The sequence below is a fragment of the Shewanella sp. Isolate7 genome (assembly GCF_022398425.1).
GTDB lineage: Bacteria > Pseudomonadota > Gammaproteobacteria > Enterobacterales > Shewanellaceae > Shewanella.
This window is the reverse complement of sequence record NZ_JAKEVJ010000011.1, coordinates 44,332-59,649: the sequence shown is the minus strand read 5'-3', so window position 1 is coordinate 59,649 and position 15,318 is coordinate 44,332. Positions and strand designations below refer to the sequence as shown.

The window sequence follows — 15,318 nt, the reverse complement described above, 5'->3', positions numbered from 1 at the left end:
TTAGGAGTTAAAGGAAAATGGGTACACAACCTAGTAAAATCGCGCTACTGCTTGGCGCCTGTCTGGCAGGGAGCTTCCCAGCCTTAGCGACGACGTCGGGCACCACAGGGCCTGTGGATGAGACCATCACGGTTATCGGTCGCAGCGAAAACACCCCTATCAACATCGCGGCCAACGTCAATGTGATCGACGCTGCTGCCATCGAGCTTAGCGGTGCCACTAACCTCACCGAGTTGCTGCGGGGACAGAGCGGTATTCAGGTCTCTGACTCTAACTCGGGCGCTGTGTTTGCCATGCGTGGCTTCAGTGCCAGTCAGGCGGTCAACAACACCTTGATCCTGATCGATGGTCGTCGTCTCAACAACATCGATATCGCCGCGCCGAGCATCAGTGCCATCGGGCTCAATCAGGTGGAGCGAATCGAGATCCTCTCAGGCAGCGCCGGTGTGCTCTATGGTGACCAGGCGGTTGGCGGGGTGATTAACATCATCACCAAGGCGCCGAAAGATAACGGCGGCAGCCTGCAGCTCTCCGGCGGCAGCTTCGACACCTTTGAGGCCAAGGCCGACGGTTCGGTCGCCATCAACGACAACTGGCGCCTCTATGGCGCGGCCAACCACCTCAAGAGCGATAACTATCGCGATCATAACGCCAGCAAGACCAGCTCAGTGCTGGGACGCCTGCAGTATGACGATGAGGTGCAGCAGTTTTTCGCCGAGGTGAGTCACTATGACAGCCACCGCGAACTGGCTGCTGCGCTGACCGACGAGCAGATCAAGCAAAACCCAAGACAAATGGGTGATCTGCAGCAGGGAGATCTCTTTATCGATGCCTATCTGCATGAGATGACCACGGCGGCCCGCACCGGCTATCAGCGCCAGCTGAATGAGGCCTGGGCACTGGGCGCCGACCTTAACTACAGCGACACCCTAACAACAGGGCTAAGCACCTGGAACACAAGCCGCCGTGATACCCGCTCCCTGCTGGAGTTTAAGCCTAAGGCTGTGGCTAACATCAAGACGGATAACGGCGAGCTTAAGCTGGTGACCGGCCTGGATCTCAGCCGCGGCGAGGCGACATTTAGCAATCGCAGCAATGTGCAGAAGCTGGCCAGCGCCTATCTGCAGGCAACCGTGCCCCTCACCGAGAGCTTCAGCTATGTGGTGGGTGGTCGTTACGCCGAGGTGACCGATGAGCTGGTTGACGGCAAAGCCTATCCAAATGGGATCGATCTCGATCAGGATGCCCATGCCTTTGAGCTTGGCATCAACTATCGCCCGAGCCAGCAACATAGATTCTACCTGCGCGCCGACGATAACTTCCGTTTCGCCAAGGTGGATGAGCAGGCTTATACGCCAGAGAGCATTCAGGGACTTAAGCCGCAGACCGGCCGCAGCTACGAGGCGGGCTGGGATCTGCTGCTCGAGCGCAATACCCTGCGCCTGAGTGCCTATCGACTGGATCTCGAAGATGAGATCGTCTTTGACCCGAGCGCCGAGACGCCTGCAGGTGGTGACTTCCCCGGCGCCAACTTGAACGCCGATGCCTCGCGTCGCTATGGTGTGAGCGCCGACTGGGATTGGCAGGTGAGTCAGGATGTTCAGCTGGGCCTCGAGTACAACTATATCGATGCCGAGTTCACCGAAGGACTAAACGAGGGTAAGGCGCTCTCTTGGGTAGCCAAGAACAGCGGCCGTGGCTACGTTAGCTATGATGTGTACCAGCACCTGCAGCTTTTCGTCGAGGGTGTCTACACGGGCGAGCGCTACATGGAGGGCGACAATGCCAACCAGGGAGACAAGCTCGATGCCTATACCCTGGCAAACATCGCCATCAACTATAGCCGCGATGCCTGGCTGGCCAGCCTGCGGGTCGATAACCTGCTGGACAAGGAGTATGTCAGCTCAGGTTACTTCAGCACTTGGGGTAGCGGTTATTACCCAGGCACGGGGCGTGCGCTACGCCTGAGTGCCAGTTACCGCTTCTAAAGCTGTTAAAGTTCTAAGAGCCAGTCACACTTGACTGGCTTTTTTATTACCCGCTGTTCATCATAGGGCATAGATCATTTGGGAGTCTGTGGATGAAATTTAAGTGGCTGCTCTTGCCCGTTATATTACTAGCGATCATCACCTTCTGGCCCGCCAGTGGCCCCTCGTTTGCTCCGCTAGCCAGCGATGCCAGGATCCTCGCCTTCGGTGATAGCCTGACCCAAGGCGTGGGGGCCAGTACCGGCATGGATTATCCCAGCCAATTGCAGAGGATGAGCGGACGAGCGGTGATTAATGCTGGTATCTCGGGGGAGACAAGCGCCCAGGGGCTAACGCGTTTCGCCCGGGTGCTGGATGAGACGGCACCGGATTTGATTATCTTGCTCGAGGGCGGCAATGATTTTTTGCGCAATAGCAGCGCGGCGCAGGTGGGGGCCAATTTGGCCGCGATGCTCGCTGAGGCGCAGCGGCGAGATATTCCTGTCGTGCTGATCGGTGTTCCCCAGAAGAGCATCTGGCTGGAAACCGCGCCACTGTATGGGCAGTTGGCGGCGCAATATCAACCGCTATTTATTGAGGATTTTTTGACAGAGCTGCTAAAATTATCAGAAGTAAAATCTGATGCGATTCACCTCAACGATGAAGGCTATCGTCGTCTCGCCGAGCACCTATATCAGCGTCTGCAGCAGGCAGGGGCCCTATAGTTAAAATTGCCCTGGTAATAGCCAATCAATGGGCGTCACCCCTTGGTTAACTGACGGAATTTTGTCGTTTAACCAAACTGAAAGCCTAAGGGTGAGTGGCAAGAGGTATTTATTTAGGTAAATGTCCGTTTTTACCCCAAATCGACTTGACCCAGACAGTCGTTTTATGGGTAAATTCTCGGATAACAAATGGCGCCGTGCCAATAATAAATCAGGTTAATAACTTCTCATGACAGATCTTGAGCATCAGGTATTCACTCAAGTACGCGCAATTATTGCCAATGAAGAACAGGTTATCGGACGAAGGGGTATTCTGATCCCGTTGAAGAAAGCCATTATTGCCGATGGCGATATCCGCAATGTGATTGATATAGTTTCTTCCGATCCTGCATTGGCGGCACATCTGCTATGGCGCAGCAACTCGGCGGCCAATGCCGGTGGCATAGTCTCCTCGAAGAATCGGTCATTGAAAGATGCCCTAGTGCGCCTGGGGCAGGTCAATATCTACCGTTATGCCTTCACCTTCTATCTCAAGGAGCGCCTCGATGAGCTGCCTCAGCCTTATAAGAAGCTGGTGTATGGCTACTGGGCACTTACCGAGAGCATAGCCACAGACGCCGTCGATAGCCTGCATCATATGGAAGGGGTAAACATCAATCCCGATGAGGTACAGACCCTGGCGCTGTTTAGTGTGTTTGGCGAGATCATCGCCCTGACCGCCTTCGCCTATCTGAATGCCGAGTCGGAGCTGTCGTTCCCGCTCTCCATCATCAAGTCGTTGATCGATAACCAGAAGCAGACCCTGACGTTGGAAGCCTTCGATTCCTTAGGCCTGGACGAAGAGCTTAGAGAAGAGTTTATGATCGCCCACAACCTGCGTCAGACCCGTAACCCAGACTCTCCGGGCCTAGTGCTGCGCCGGGTGCTTTCCATGCGCAATCAACTGCTCAATCCGCTCTAGGGCCTGTTGACCTTTTACGTTCATTTTTGCAGCATTCTGTATCGATTTTATACAAGGCAGAGTGATTGTAATGTAGTGAGCTAGATCAATGAGCGATAACGCAGTAGAAAAATGATACAGACGCTGCCCGCAGGGTTCGTCTTGAGCACGTTCAACGCTTTGTTACTCGGCTTTCATATAGAATAACTATATCTCAAGCCTCGAGCCGCGATTTGAACGTGCTCAATTAGAACAAAATTTGTTCTCAAAAGGCCAACAGGCCCTAAGGCCTTCGACCAGATAAAAGAAAACCTGCCAAGTGCAGGTTTTTTTGTGTCTTATTTCTTATGAACTGGGGGTGAGTGAAGAGGCTAGGGTGCAGTGGCTCAAGGCTTGTGAGCAGAGCGGCCGTCGATGTCGGGAGTCGCTACCAGGCGACCTAAGAATTGACTGAGGCCGTGGGTTCGACGGATATATTCGGCCCAGATGGCTCCCAAAAGTGCACCAAGCGTGAGGCCTATTAATGGAACGTTTAGGCTGGTCTGGCTTTGTTGCGAGGCTAACAGGCCACCCATAAGCAGACCCAACAAGGCGGGGGATAAGACGATACTAAACCACAGACAGACCTGAACAAAAAGTGCCACAATTTTCATACTAATCCTTTAGCGTTTCTCCAGTTTTATCCCAGTCTATCTCTATGCCATCGTCTTGTATATTCGGCTTACTGTTTGGCCTAATGCCCCTGGCGTTCCAGTCCCTCTGAGGTCACCAGATTGAGCCATTGCTGGGCGAGGCGAGCACTGCTGCCATTGCTGCGATAGGCGCCAAACAGGGGGCGCTTGAGTCCTTCTGGCCCAAGTTTTACCGCCTTAAGCGACAGGCCGTGTGCCTCGTTGATCGACCAGTTAGGCAGGGCGGCAACCCCATCCTTACAGGCGATTCGTTGCAGCAACATGGCGGTGAGATCGCAGCGGATCTGCTTGGCTACAGGCACCCCGGCAGGCTCCAAGAAGTGACGGTAGATATCCAGTCTGTCCAGCGGCACCGGGTAGGTGAGCAATGTCTGCTCGCTTAGCTGCGCGGCCGTGACATAGGGGAGTTCGGCCAGTGGATGGTCTGCCGCGACCAATAGCTTGACCTCGAAATCGAATAGATGCTGATAGGCGATATCATGATCCGGAATAGGGTCTGAGGTGAGCACCACGTCCAGCTGTCCCTGCTTGAGTGCGGTCAGCGAATCGAACAGATGACGGCTCGACAGCTCCAGATTGGTGTGGGGAAAGCTGGCATTAAACTGCTCGATCACCGGCATCAGCCAGCGAAAGCAGCTGTGACACTCTATGCCGACAAAGAGATCTTTCACCTCGCCGCCCAGGCCATTCTTGAGATCGATTTCCGTCTCTATCACCTTAGGCAAGATCTCTTCGGCGAGATTGAGCAGACGGGCGCCCTCCAGGGTAAAGGAGAGGGGTTTACTCTTACGCACGAAAATCGCCGAGTTGATGCGGGTCTCCAGTTCCTTGATCTGGTGGGATAAGGCCGACTGGGTGACAAAGCGCTTCTTGGCTGCGCCCGCGAGACTGCCGCTCTCTTTCAGGGCGACCAATGTACGTAAATGCCTAAGCTCTATCATTTTTACCTCACATGAATTTGGCTCATGTTGCTCGTGAAATCAATTCGATTGCGAGACAACAGATTAGCACAATAAACTTCTAGACGTCCAGACGCCTGTTTTGGTTTGTTGTGCAATTTCAGTTCTCAAACCTGGATTGCGATGACAGCGAAGGGCGCTAACCATGAATTTCGCTCATCTTAATGTAAAGGGTATACAATATGCAAACTCTAGATGTTGCTTCATTAGGCTTTCCACGAATCGGTCGTCAACGGGAACTCAAATTTGCCCTGGAAAAGTATTGGCGCGGCGAGATTGACCAGGCTCAGCTACAATCGGTTGCCAGCGAGCTGCGTCAAACCCACTGGCAGTGGCAGCAGGCGGCGGGCGTGAAACTGCTGCCGGTGGGGGACTTTGCCTTCTACGATCAGGTGCTCACCCTTAGCGCCACCATAGACGCCATCCCCGAGCGTCATCGCAGCGGCGAGCAGGTGGACCTAGATACCCTGTTTCGTGTGGCTCGCGGTCGAGCGCCCACAGGAGAGGCCTGCCGCGCCGCTCAGATGAAGAAATACTTCAATACCAACTACCACTACATAGTGCCAGAGCTCAGGGCGGGGCAGCGCTTCGCCATCGCCTACGAGCAGCTGTTCGACGAGGTGGAACAGGCCAAATCCCTGGGTCATCAGCCTAAGCCCATCCTGCTGGGCCCGCTTAGCTACCTCTACTTAGCCAAATGCGAGGGCGAATCTTTCGATAAGTTGAGCCTGCTTCCCCAGCTGCTCGAGGCGTACCGGGCGATACTCGCGCGCTTTGCCAGCCAGGGCGTGACCTGGGTACAGCTCGATGAGCCGATACTGGCGCTGGAGCTTGCAAAGGAGTGGCAGGTGGCCTTCGCCCCAGCCTACGCAGAACTCAGTGGTCAGGGGCTTAAGCTGCTGCTGGCCAGCTACTATGGCTCTGTCGCCCATCATCATGGTGTGATCAGCGATCTTGAGGTTGACGGTTTGCACCTGGATCTGGTGAGCGATGCCCAGCAGCTTAAGCAGTTTGCCGCCAGCCTCAAGCCTGCCCAGGTGCTCAGCCTGGGGGTGATCAATGGCCGCAACGTATGGGCGGCGGATCTGGATCTGCTGGCCGAGCGGCTGCGTGGCGTCGTGGCGGATTTTGGCGAACGTGTCTGGCTGGCACCCTCTTGTTCGCTCTTGCATGTGCCCGTGGATCTGGCGAGCGAGACAGAGCTGGCAGCGGATTTGGTCAATCAACTGAGTTTTGCCAGGCAGAAGCTCGATGAGTTAGCGCAGCTGCGTATATTGCTACTCAACCCGCAGAGCGATGAGGCGCAAAGCATTGTGGCGCGTTGTGAGGCCAGGCGCGAGGCCCGTGAGCGTGCGGCGAATCCTGAGGTGCAGGCGAGGCTCAAGGGGTTAACGCCTGCCGATTTCACCCGTGGTAGCGGCTTTGGTGAGCGCCGCCTCAGGCAGCAGGCTCGTTTTCGTTTGCCGCTGCTGCCTACCACCACCATCGGCTCCTTTCCCCAAACACCGGCCATTCGTGGTCTGCGCAGTCGCTGGCGTAAGGGGGAGCTGACCGAGCAGGCCTATGTGGCCCAGCTCGAGGCGGTGACCCGCGACAGCATCAGCCGTCAGCTCAAGCTGGGCATAGATGTTCTGGTCCATGGCGAGGCCGAGCGCAACGACATGGTGGAATACTTCGGCGAGCAGCTCGATGGCGTGGGCTTTACCCAGTTTGCCTGGGTGCAGAGCTATGGCTCGCGCTGCGTCAAGCCGCCGCTCATCTACGGTGATGTGTCGCGTCGTCAGCCGATGACACTCTCCTGGGCCAGCTTCGCCCAGAGCCTGACCGACAGGCCGGTGAAGGGCATGCTGACCGGCCCTGTGACCATCTTGCATTGGTCTTTCGCTCGGGAAGATATCGGCCGTGAACAGATAGCCAATCAGCTAGCCTTAGCTATTCGCGACGAAGTGACCGACTTGCAGGCGGCGGGGATAGGGATCATTCAGATAGATGAGCCGGCGTTTCGAGAGGGGCTGCCGCTTAAGGCCAGCGAGTGGCAGCACTATCTCGACTGGGCGGTGGCCGCCTTTAAGCTCAGCGCCGCGGGCGCAGAGGATGAGACCCAGATCCATACCCACATGTGTTACAGCGAGTTCAATGCCACCATAGATGCCATCGCCGCCATGGACGCGGATGTGATCACCATAGAGACCTCGCGCTCGCACATGGAGCTGCTCAATGCCTTCGAGGACTTCGAATATCCCAACGAGATAGGCCCAGGAGTATATGACATCCATAGCCCCAATCTTCCAACGGTTGAGGAGATGGTGACGCTTATCGAGAAGGCGGCGACTAAGATCCCCGTGGGCCAGCTCTGGGTCAATCCCGACTGTGGTCTCAAGACCCGCACCTGGGATGAGGTGGAGCCGGCGCTGGCTAACATGGTGAAGGCGACCAAGGAGCTGAGGCGACGCCTGGGCTAGGCCGAGTCTCTAACACGCAGCGGGCGAGCCCAAGACGGAGCGCCCGCTACGCTTTTTATTTATGCTTTTTATGACCAGGCTCATCTGCACCGTTAGCTAATCAGTTGGCGGCGAGTGTCGCTTGTCTCTCGGCGAGGCGTTGTGTAAACAGCGCCTCTTCGGCCTCGCTAAAGCCTTGTCTGAGGCTGGTTAAACTGACCTCGAGCTCGCCAGTGGGAAGATAGTAAAACTGATCCGTTAGGGCGAGCTGGGCCCAGATGGCGGCGTCTACCCTCTGCCCGGTCTCTACACAGGCCTGATGCAGAGGCTCAAGTGCCAGGTTCTCGCCGGCGAGCGCGGCGCGCTCAAGGTAAGCGATGGCCTCTCTGGGATGGCGTCGTCCCCTGTCATCTTCATGGAACAGTCGCAGCCCGTGGGTAAGATCTATGCTGGCCTGTTGCTCCTGGCTCAGTGGATGCTCGGTCAGAAACTGCCGATACAGGCTCTCGGCATGCTCCAGCTCATAGCTTCCCATCTTGGCACTCAATTCGTCTACCCGCGTCAGGTGATAGGGGGCGGGATCTGTGGCGGCCAAGCGGTAGTAGCTCAGCGCCGTGGGCAGGTGACGGCGGGTGCCTAATCCATCTTCATGGGCCTTGCCCAGGAGGAAGAGGGCATCCGTCCACCACTGCTCGGCCAGCGGCGTGAGCAGGGCGATCGCCTCGCGGTGGCTGTCGCTATCGCGTTTATGTTTGAGCAGTAACTCGCCCAGGCGATAGGCGGCGCTGTGATTCTCCATGGCGAGGGCTTGTCTTAGGCACTCCTCTGCCTTGGGGATATCCTGAGGCAGGGCTGTGCCTTCCTGATAGAGGTATGCCAGCTCGATGAGGGCAAAGTCGTTTTCCTCGGCCACCTCGCGCATCAGGCGCTCTGCCTCGCGGGGCTCGGCCGGGCCGCCTTCTCCCGTTAGCAGCATCTGCGCCAGCTGGCTCTTGGCTAAGGGTTCGCTTTCGGTAATGGCCTCCAGCAGGGCTCTTGCCCTGATGGGATCGGGCTCGCCGTGGTGAGGGGCCAGTAGCAGGTTGGCCAGATGGTACTGCGCCTGCGTATCGCCCGCCTCGGCGGCGAGGCCGAGATAGTGCAGCGCCTTGGTGCCGTCGGGGTCCAGCAGCGGGCTTTCCTGATAGAGCCTGCCGAGCTCGGCCTGCTGCTTGCTATTGCCCTGATCGGCACCTGGCTTCAACATCTCTTTTAGCTGCTGCTTGCCAGCTTCCTGGGTGGGGTGAACCTTAAATTTGAGCATCTGGCGTTGAAGATCGGCAATCTGCTCATCAAGCCTGGCCGCCTGTTGAAACCAGTGGTCGGCCTTAGCCAGATCAAACAGATGGGTGCCTTCCAGGCTGTAGAGTTCACCGAGAAACTGCGCCGCATGGGCCATGCCCATGTCGGCCGCTCGCTCAAGATAGTCGATGGCCTGGGCATCTTTGCCTCGGTTCAAGAGTTGGCTGGCCTGAGACAACACCTCGTCAGGGCCGCCGCTAAGCGCTAGAGGTTGTTTATTGCGCCAGTTAAGGTAGACCAGCAGCAGGATGACGAAGAGTAGGGCTAAGATTACCGATAAAATAACGACTTGCATTGTGGTCCTTCACATTGTCTATGGCAGCAATGAGGCGAGTGCTAATGTTGGGCGATGGATTCGTCCCGAGATCCTCGGCGGCAAGTTTGCACCGGTTTGTCTTATTAAACAAGCCATTAGCCTGTTTATTTTTGGCTAACCTAAGGTCAGTAAATCTTATGCCTGCAAGTCTAGGCCCTACAGGCCCTAGACTTACAAGTGTGAGATTAGGCTAGATGGGGCTGGCTAACGCCTAGATAGGCGTCACCCCGGCGTAGGGGATGCCCGAGAGCCTGGCCATCACCTGCATCAGTTCGGTGGAGGCCTGAAGAAAGTTGGCCAGCTGCTGCGCCGATTTATCTATGTTGAGGCGCTGACGCAGGTCGGCATTTTGGGTGGCAATGCCGGCGGGGCAGTTGTTGGTGTTACAGATGCGAGCGGCCACGCAGCCGATCGCCTGCATGGCGCTGTTGGCCAGGGCCACGCCGTCGGCGCCAAGGGCCATTGCCTTGACAAAGTCCATGGGCAGCCTGAGACCGCCAGTGATGATCAGGGTAACCCTGCCGCCCTGCTGGTCGAGGTAGCGCTGGGCGCGGGCCAGGGCTGGAATGGTGGGCACGCTGATGTGATCGCGAAAGATCTGCGGCGCCGCGCCCGTGCCGCCGCCTCGGCCGTCGAGTATGATGTAGTCGGCGCTGGCATCCAGTGCAAACTGGATCTCCCGTTCGATATGGTTAGCACTGAGCTTAAAGCCGATAGGCACGCCGCCGCTGAGTTCTCGCACCCTGTCGGCGAAGCGTTTGAAGTCGGCCACCGAGTTGAGGTCCCTGAAACGCGGTGGTGAGATGGCATCTTGCCCCGCAGGAATGCCTCTTATCTGGGCGATCTTGCCCTGGTTCTTGCTACCGGGCAGATGACCGCCTGTGCCTGTCTTGGCGCCCTGGCCCCCCTTGAAATGGAACGCCTGTATCTTGGCCATCAAGGCCTCCTGGTAGCCAAACTGGGCGCTGGCCAGTTCGTAGAAGTAGCGGGAGTTGGCCGCTTGTTCTTCGGACAACATGCCGCCCTCACCCGAGCAGATCCCCGTGCCCGCCAGCTCGGCCCCCTTGGCCAGGGCGGTCTTGGCCTCTTGCGATAGCGCGCCGAAGCTCATGTCCGACACCAGCAGGGGGATTTTGAGCCTCAGCGGCTTGCGTGCCTCAGGGCCTATGATCAGCTCTGTGTCGACGGCCTCCTCTTCAAACAGAGGCTTGCTGGCTATCTGGGCCGTCATGATCTGAATCTCGTCCCAGCTGGGCAGCTGATACTTGGGGACGCCCATGGCGACCATGGGGCCGTGATGGCCGAGAGTCTTCAGGCCTTCCCTGGCCAGCTGATGGATCAGCTCGACGCCGGACTCCTCCTGAGTGGCGGCCGCCTTGGGCGGCTTACCGACATCGATGCCTAAGGCCTCGCGTCCAGGCCCCTTCTGGCCCACCTGCTCGGCGGTGAAGTTTTTATGGGTGCCGTCACAGTAGGGGGCGTTGCCCGTGTGTTTGCAGGCGCAAAGGTAGGCTTCGCCATCTTTCTCGGCGGTGAAGGCCTTGGGGCTAAACCCAGTTCCCTTATGGGAACCATCGCAGAAGGGCTGGTTATCGGAGCGGCCGCAGACACAGAAATAGTATTCCTTGCCTTTGGTGAGCTCGACTTTCTTGGGCTTGTTATCGGCGATGATAGGGTTAACCATGGAATCTCCTTAGGGGTTGCGCATTGGCCGTTGCCTTTAGTCTAGGCGCATTTTCGCCGGGTCGCCGCCTGGTGATTCAATGGCTTTGTGCGCTGGGTGTTGACCCGGGGCGGTGAAAAATTCACACTCAGTTGAATCGATTTAGCGATATTTTCGGTCTGTGTACCGACTGAGGCGAGATCAGCTTGCAGGCTTTGGGAGGTAAGGTGACAAGGCGAGGGAATAAGATGGCTACAGAGTATGCCTTTGAAAGCGGCTTGACCCGGCGGGCGTTTCTGACTGCAAGCGGCGCCGCGGCGATGCTGTTGGCGGCTAAACCCCAGTTGAGCTGGGCCGACACCGAATTTTCCATCACGACAAGGCCGCAAGGTTTTGATGTGATCAACCGCGCCATCATTGAGGCGGTGCAGCTACATCTGTTTCCCGATGATGGCGATGGCCCCTCGGCCAAGGATCTCAATGCCTATCGCTATCTCTTGTGGGCCATGGAAGATCCCGATAATCGCATCGATGAGGACAGGCAATTTATCTTGCAGGGCGCGGCCTGGTTGGAGGATTGGGCCGATACCCAAAGGGGAAGTAGTTTTCTGGTGCTGAGCTGGGATGAGCAAGACGCGCTGCTAAAAGAGATCGCTAAGAGCCGCGCCGGTGAGAACTGGCTCTCCCTGCTGCTCTATTACCTGATTGAGGCGCTGACGCTGGATCCCCTCTATGGTGGCAATCCAGACGAGATAGGTTGGCGCTGGCTCGATCACCAGCCGGGTTTTCCTCGGCCTAAAGCGGGTAAGAGTTATCTCGATTTTTAATCTGGGATGACAGGCCACTTTTTTAGCAGATTTTTATTAGGACGCTTTGCAGATGACAGCAGCTACTGGATTAGCACCCAAGGGGGAGACACAGACGCCCCATCAATTCGAGGTTTGTATCGTGGGCAGCGGTGCGGGCGCCGGCCCCATCGCCTATGAGTTGGCCAGAGCCGGGATCGACGTGGTCGTGCTGGAAAAGGGCGACTGGTATACCGAGCAGGATTTCGTGAAAGATGAGCAATTGCCGCGCCACAGGGTGTTTCGCTCTCGGTTTGACGAGGAGCGTCACGTGCTCGAGCTACCCGATGGCGAGGGGGGCTGGCGCCGGGAGACCACGGCGCAGTTTTGGGGCGGCAATATCGTCGGCGGCGCCTCTAACTTTATGAGCGGCTATTTCCATCGCCTTAAGCCAACGGATTTTCGTCTCGCCTCGACCTATGGGGTGATCCCCGGCAGCAACACGGTCGACTGGCCCATCAGCTATGAGGAGCTAGAGCCGTATTACACTAAGGTGGAGCAGCTTGTCGGCGTCAGCGGCCGAGTGGTGCAACATCCCCACTTAGAACCTAGGTCGACCCCGGACTTTCCCTTTGCGCCTACCGTCGAGCACCCTATCACGGCGCGTTTCGATAATGCCTGCGAGGCGCTGAAGCTTAATCCACTGCCGATGGCGCGGGCCATATTGTCTCGCCCCTTCAACGGGCGGATGAGCTGCGAGTATTCCGGCTATTGCGGCAGCTATGGCTGTCATTCGGGTGCCAAGGGCAGCGCCCGGGTGGCGCTGCTGAATCATGCGGTGGCCAGCGGCCATTGCCGCATCATCCCCCGGGCCAAGGTGTATCGACTCAATACCGATAGCAAGGGACGGGTGAGCTCTGCCGACTATTTCGATGCCAAGGGCGACAGTCGGCGGATCCAGGCCAAAATTTTCGTGGTCGCCTGCTATGCCATCGAGAGTGCGCGCCTGCTGCTGGCGAGCACAGGTGAGAAACACCCTAAGGGGATAGGCAACCGCCATGGCCAGGTTGGCAAGAACCTGCACTGCTGCGCCGGTGGGACCGGCCACGGGGTGTTTAAGCTGGATAAACTATCAGCCGAGACCGCCAGAGGCCTCAAGCTGCGCGGCCCCTTCTTTAATCGCGCCCTGCAAGACTGGTATGTGATTGATGATAAGGCGGCGTTCGATAAGCCCGTAAAGGGCGGCACCTTAGACTTCGTGTTCGACCCGCCATCGCCCACCAGTGAGGCGAATGCGCTCAAGTGGCAGGAGGGCAATCTGCTCTGGGGGACGCCGCTCAAACAGAAGCTTAAGGCGCACTTTACCCAGTCGCGGGACTTTAAGTTTGAGGTCTTCTGCGACTGGCTCACCCATGATGAGTGTTTTGTCAGCCTGGATGATGAGGAGAAGGATAAATGGGGCCAGCCGGTGGCCAAGGTGCGCGCCGGTTTTCATCCCCACGATCTTAAGGTCGCCCAGTATCTGGTCGATCGCGGCGTGGAGGTGATGCAGGCCATGGGCGCCGACGAGGTCTGGGGCAATGTGTTTAGCGACCCCACGGCCAACCTAGTGGCGGGGGGATGCCGCTTCGGTGTCGATCCGCGCACATCTGTGCTTGATCCCGATTGCCGGGTACACGATTGCGATAATCTGTATGTGACCGACGGCGCCTTCATGCCAAATGGCGGGAGCGTCACCCCGACCTTTACCATTTATGCCAACGCCTTTCGGGTGGCCGACAAGCTGCTAGGGCGCTTAAAGTAGGCTTAGCTGTGGTGATTCAGTAAGGATTTTGCGTCTGGGTACACAGGGGACGCAAAGCTTTTCTATACTCAAGGGGATAGCCAGTTTGCAACAGGAGATCCACTATGAGTCATACCTACAAGATCATCGAGCTCGTTGGTTCCTCACCCATAAGTTCGGACGAGGCGATTAAGAATGCCATCGAATCGGCCAGTCAGTCGCTGCATCATCTCAGGTGGTTTCAGGTGGTCGAGACCCGGGGGCACTTAGAGGCCGGCTTGATTGCCCACTGGCAGGTGACGATTAAGGTGGGCTTCACCTTAGACTCAGATTGATGATGCAAGGCATCAGGCATCAGGCATCAGGCATCAGGCATCAGGCATCAGGCATCCCGGGGCAGCCCCTTTTCGACGGTGCGGATCACCCTCTGGGTCTTACGATTGATTTGAACGTCACCAGACTGCTGGCGCGCCAGCGCCCAGTCGATATGCTCGCGTACCATGTCGTCGACCTCTTCGCTGTCCCGGCGAGCCTCGAGGGCGGCGATTATCTCCTCTGATGCAGGGGCATTAGCCAGGGCAATCGCTATGTTGCGCAGCCAACGCTTATGGCCGATACGGCGAATGGCGCTGCCTTCGGTAAACTTGAGAAACTCCGCCTCGCTCCAGGCAAAGAGGGTCAATAGCGCTGGGCGTTTGAGTGGGTCCCGGGTATGAAAATCGCTTTCCTGGGTCAAGGGCGCCTCACCATTGACCGGACACACCAGCTGACAGTCGTCACAGCCATAGATGCGGTTGCCTATCAAGGGCCTGAACTCCTTGGGAATTGCCCCCTGCAGTTCTATGGTGAGATAGGAGATGCAGCGCCTGCCATCCACCACATAGGGCTCGACGATGGCGTTGGTGGGGCATGACTTGATGCAGGCCACGCAGGTGTTGCAATCGGCTTTGACCGGAATATCCACAGGTAGCGGGAGATCGATAAGTAGCTCACCCAGGAAGAACCAGCTCCCCGCCTCATGATTGAGTAGCAGGCTGTGCTTGCCCGTCCAGCCGAGCCCAGCCTTATCCGCCAGCGGGCGCTCTAAGATCGGCGCTGAATCCACGAAGGGGCGGTAATTGGGGCGCGCTAACCCTAAGTCATCCAGCTCGGCCTCAATCTGCTGCCCCAGCTTCTTTAGCCGGTTGCGGATCATCTTGTGATAGTCACGGCCCCCCGCGTAGCGTGAGATATAAGCCAGATTGGGGTCTTTAAGGTGGGTGGCAAAGCCAGCCTCTGGCGGCAGGTAGTCCATGCGCGCACTGATGACCCGCACCGTGCCCGGATGCAGCTCATGAGGGCGGGCGCGCATCATGCCATGACTCTCCATATAGCCCATCTCGCCGTGGTAGCCCTTATCGAGCCAGGCCTGTAGCTTGGGCTCTTCGGCGCTGAGATCGGTATCGCAGATGCCGATTTGCGCAAAGCCTAATGCCTTACCCCAGGTTTTGATCTTAAGGGCGAGCTGCTGTAATGCTTGGGGCGTCAGGGGGCTGTGGTGAGACATACTTTGGACCAAGAGTGGTGAGGTCAGGATAACTGTGGCGCCATGATAACAGTTTTGCTTTGCGTGAGAAAATCTAACACGGCTGCTTAAGGCGACGACTAATGCCAGTGGTTAAGGCCATGACTAATACCAGTGGTTAATCTAATAGTTAGGGTTTTGC

12 protein-coding genes are annotated in these 15,318 nt (G+C 57.2%); 7 read left to right on the top strand and 5 right to left on the bottom strand.

Going from position 1 to position 15,318, the window contains the following annotated elements:
• Positions 1-17: 17 nt before the first annotated feature.
• The 3 genes from L1D47_RS04240 (at position 18) to L1D47_RS04230 (ending at position 3,653) form a co-directional block, all read left to right on the top strand.
• Positions 18-1,988 carry a TonB-dependent receptor gene (locus tag L1D47_RS04240; RefSeq protein WP_239882697.1) on the top strand — a complete coding sequence of 657 codons (1,971 nt, stop codon included), beginning with the start codon at positions 18-20 and terminating at the stop codon, positions 1,986-1,988.
• Between the two features lie 92 nt (positions 1,989-2,080).
• The gene (locus L1D47_RS04235; RefSeq protein WP_239882696.1) at positions 2,081-2,692 is read left to right on the top strand and encodes an arylesterase; all 612 of its coding nucleotides are present in this window, start codon (positions 2,081-2,083) and stop codon (positions 2,690-2,692) included.
• Between the two features lie 229 nt (positions 2,693-2,921).
• Positions 2,922-3,653 (top strand): HDOD domain-containing protein, encoded by a 732-nt coding sequence (locus L1D47_RS04230; RefSeq protein WP_239882695.1) that lies wholly within the window; start codon positions 2,922-2,924, stop codon positions 3,651-3,653.
• A gap of 365 nt (positions 3,654-4,018) precedes the next feature.
• Here the strand turns inward: L1D47_RS04230 and L1D47_RS04225 are convergent, their stop codons facing one another.
• On the bottom strand, positions 4,019-4,285 hold the full coding sequence (locus L1D47_RS04225) for a hypothetical protein (RefSeq protein WP_239882694.1): 267 nt from the start codon (positions 4,283-4,285) through the stop codon (positions 4,019-4,021).
• Between the two features lie 80 nt (positions 4,286-4,365).
• Positions 4,366-5,265 carry a LysR family transcriptional regulator gene (locus tag L1D47_RS04220; RefSeq protein WP_239882693.1) on the bottom strand — a complete coding sequence of 300 codons (900 nt, stop codon included), beginning with the start codon at positions 5,263-5,265 and terminating at the stop codon, positions 4,366-4,368.
• A gap of 200 nt (positions 5,266-5,465) precedes the next feature.
• Between L1D47_RS04220 and metE the strand changes: the two genes are divergently transcribed.
• A complete protein-coding gene (gene metE / locus L1D47_RS04215) occupies positions 5,466-7,745 on the top strand; it encodes a 5-methyltetrahydropteroyltriglutamate--homocysteine S-methyltransferase (protein WP_239882692.1) in 2,280 nt (759 codons plus the stop codon).
• A 100-nt stretch (positions 7,746-7,845) separates the two neighbouring features.
• On the opposite strand, the gene L1D47_RS04210 is transcribed toward metE, so the two are convergent.
• Both L1D47_RS04210 and L1D47_RS04205 read right to left on the bottom strand, forming a co-directional pair.
• On the bottom strand, positions 7,846-9,360 hold the full coding sequence (locus L1D47_RS04210) for a hypothetical protein (RefSeq protein WP_239882691.1): 1,515 nt from the start codon (positions 9,358-9,360) through the stop codon (positions 7,846-7,848).
• A gap of 232 nt (positions 9,361-9,592) precedes the next feature.
• The gene (locus tag L1D47_RS04205; protein ID WP_239882690.1) at positions 9,593-11,065 is read right to left on the bottom strand and encodes a glutamate synthase-related protein; all 1,473 of its coding nucleotides are present in this window, start codon (positions 11,063-11,065) and stop codon (positions 9,593-9,595) included.
• Positions 11,066-11,292: 227 nt separating this feature from the next.
• Here L1D47_RS04205 and L1D47_RS04200 point away from each other — a divergent pair, with 227 nt between their 5' ends.
• The 3 genes from L1D47_RS04200 (at position 11,293) to L1D47_RS04190 (ending at position 13,947) form a co-directional block, all read left to right on the top strand.
• Positions 11,293-11,871 carry a gluconate 2-dehydrogenase subunit 3 family protein gene (locus L1D47_RS04200; protein ID WP_239882689.1) on the top strand — a complete coding sequence of 193 codons (579 nt, stop codon included), beginning with the start codon at positions 11,293-11,295 and terminating at the stop codon, positions 11,869-11,871.
• 52 nt (positions 11,872-11,923) lie between these two features.
• Positions 11,924-13,633: a GMC family oxidoreductase gene (locus L1D47_RS04195; RefSeq protein ID WP_239882688.1), complete on the top strand. Its 1,710-nt coding sequence runs from the start codon at positions 11,924-11,926 to the stop codon at positions 13,631-13,633.
• A gap of 104 nt (positions 13,634-13,737) precedes the next feature.
• Entirely contained in the window at positions 13,738-13,947 is a 210-nt protein-coding gene (locus L1D47_RS04190) for a dodecin (RefSeq protein ID WP_041508698.1), read from the top strand.
• 47 nt (positions 13,948-13,994) lie between these two features.
• Here L1D47_RS04190 and queG read toward each other — a convergent pair whose 3' ends face one another.
• On the bottom strand, positions 13,995-15,158 hold the full coding sequence (gene queG / locus L1D47_RS04185; protein ID WP_239882687.1) for a tRNA epoxyqueuosine(34) reductase QueG: 1,164 nt from the start codon (positions 15,156-15,158) through the stop codon (positions 13,995-13,997).
• Positions 15,159-15,318 lie beyond the last annotated feature (160 nt).

Coding starts and splice junctions, on each gene's coding strand:
- L1D47_RS04240 (WP_239882697.1), top strand. CDS start 18: ATGGGTACACAACCTAGTAAAATCGCGCTACTGCTTGGCGCCTGTCTG.
- L1D47_RS04235 (WP_239882696.1), top strand. CDS start 2,081: ATGAAATTTAAGTGGCTGCTCTTGCCCGTTATATTACTAGCGATCATC.
- L1D47_RS04230 (WP_239882695.1), top strand. CDS start 2,922: ATGACAGATCTTGAGCATCAGGTATTCACTCAAGTACGCGCAATTATT.
- L1D47_RS04225 (WP_239882694.1), bottom strand. CDS start 4,285: ATGAAAATTGTGGCACTTTTTGTTCAGGTCTGTCTGTGGTTTAGTATC.
- L1D47_RS04220 (WP_239882693.1), bottom strand. CDS start 5,265: ATGATAGAGCTTAGGCATTTACGTACATTGGTCGCCCTGAAAGAGAGC.
- metE (WP_239882692.1), top strand. CDS start 5,466: ATGCAAACTCTAGATGTTGCTTCATTAGGCTTTCCACGAATCGGTCGT.
- L1D47_RS04210 (WP_239882691.1), bottom strand. CDS start 9,360: ATGCAAGTCGTTATTTTATCGGTAATCTTAGCCCTACTCTTCGTCATC.
- L1D47_RS04205 (WP_239882690.1), bottom strand. CDS start 11,065: ATGGTTAACCCTATCATCGCCGATAACAAGCCCAAGAAAGTCGAGCTC.
- L1D47_RS04200 (WP_239882689.1), top strand. CDS start 11,293: ATGGCTACAGAGTATGCCTTTGAAAGCGGCTTGACCCGGCGGGCGTTT.
- L1D47_RS04195 (WP_239882688.1), top strand. CDS start 11,924: ATGACAGCAGCTACTGGATTAGCACCCAAGGGGGAGACACAGACGCCC.
- L1D47_RS04190 (WP_041508698.1), top strand. CDS start 13,738: ATGAGTCATACCTACAAGATCATCGAGCTCGTTGGTTCCTCACCCATA.
- queG (WP_239882687.1), bottom strand. CDS start 15,158: ATGTCTCACCACAGCCCCCTGACGCCCCAAGCATTACAGCAGCTCGCC.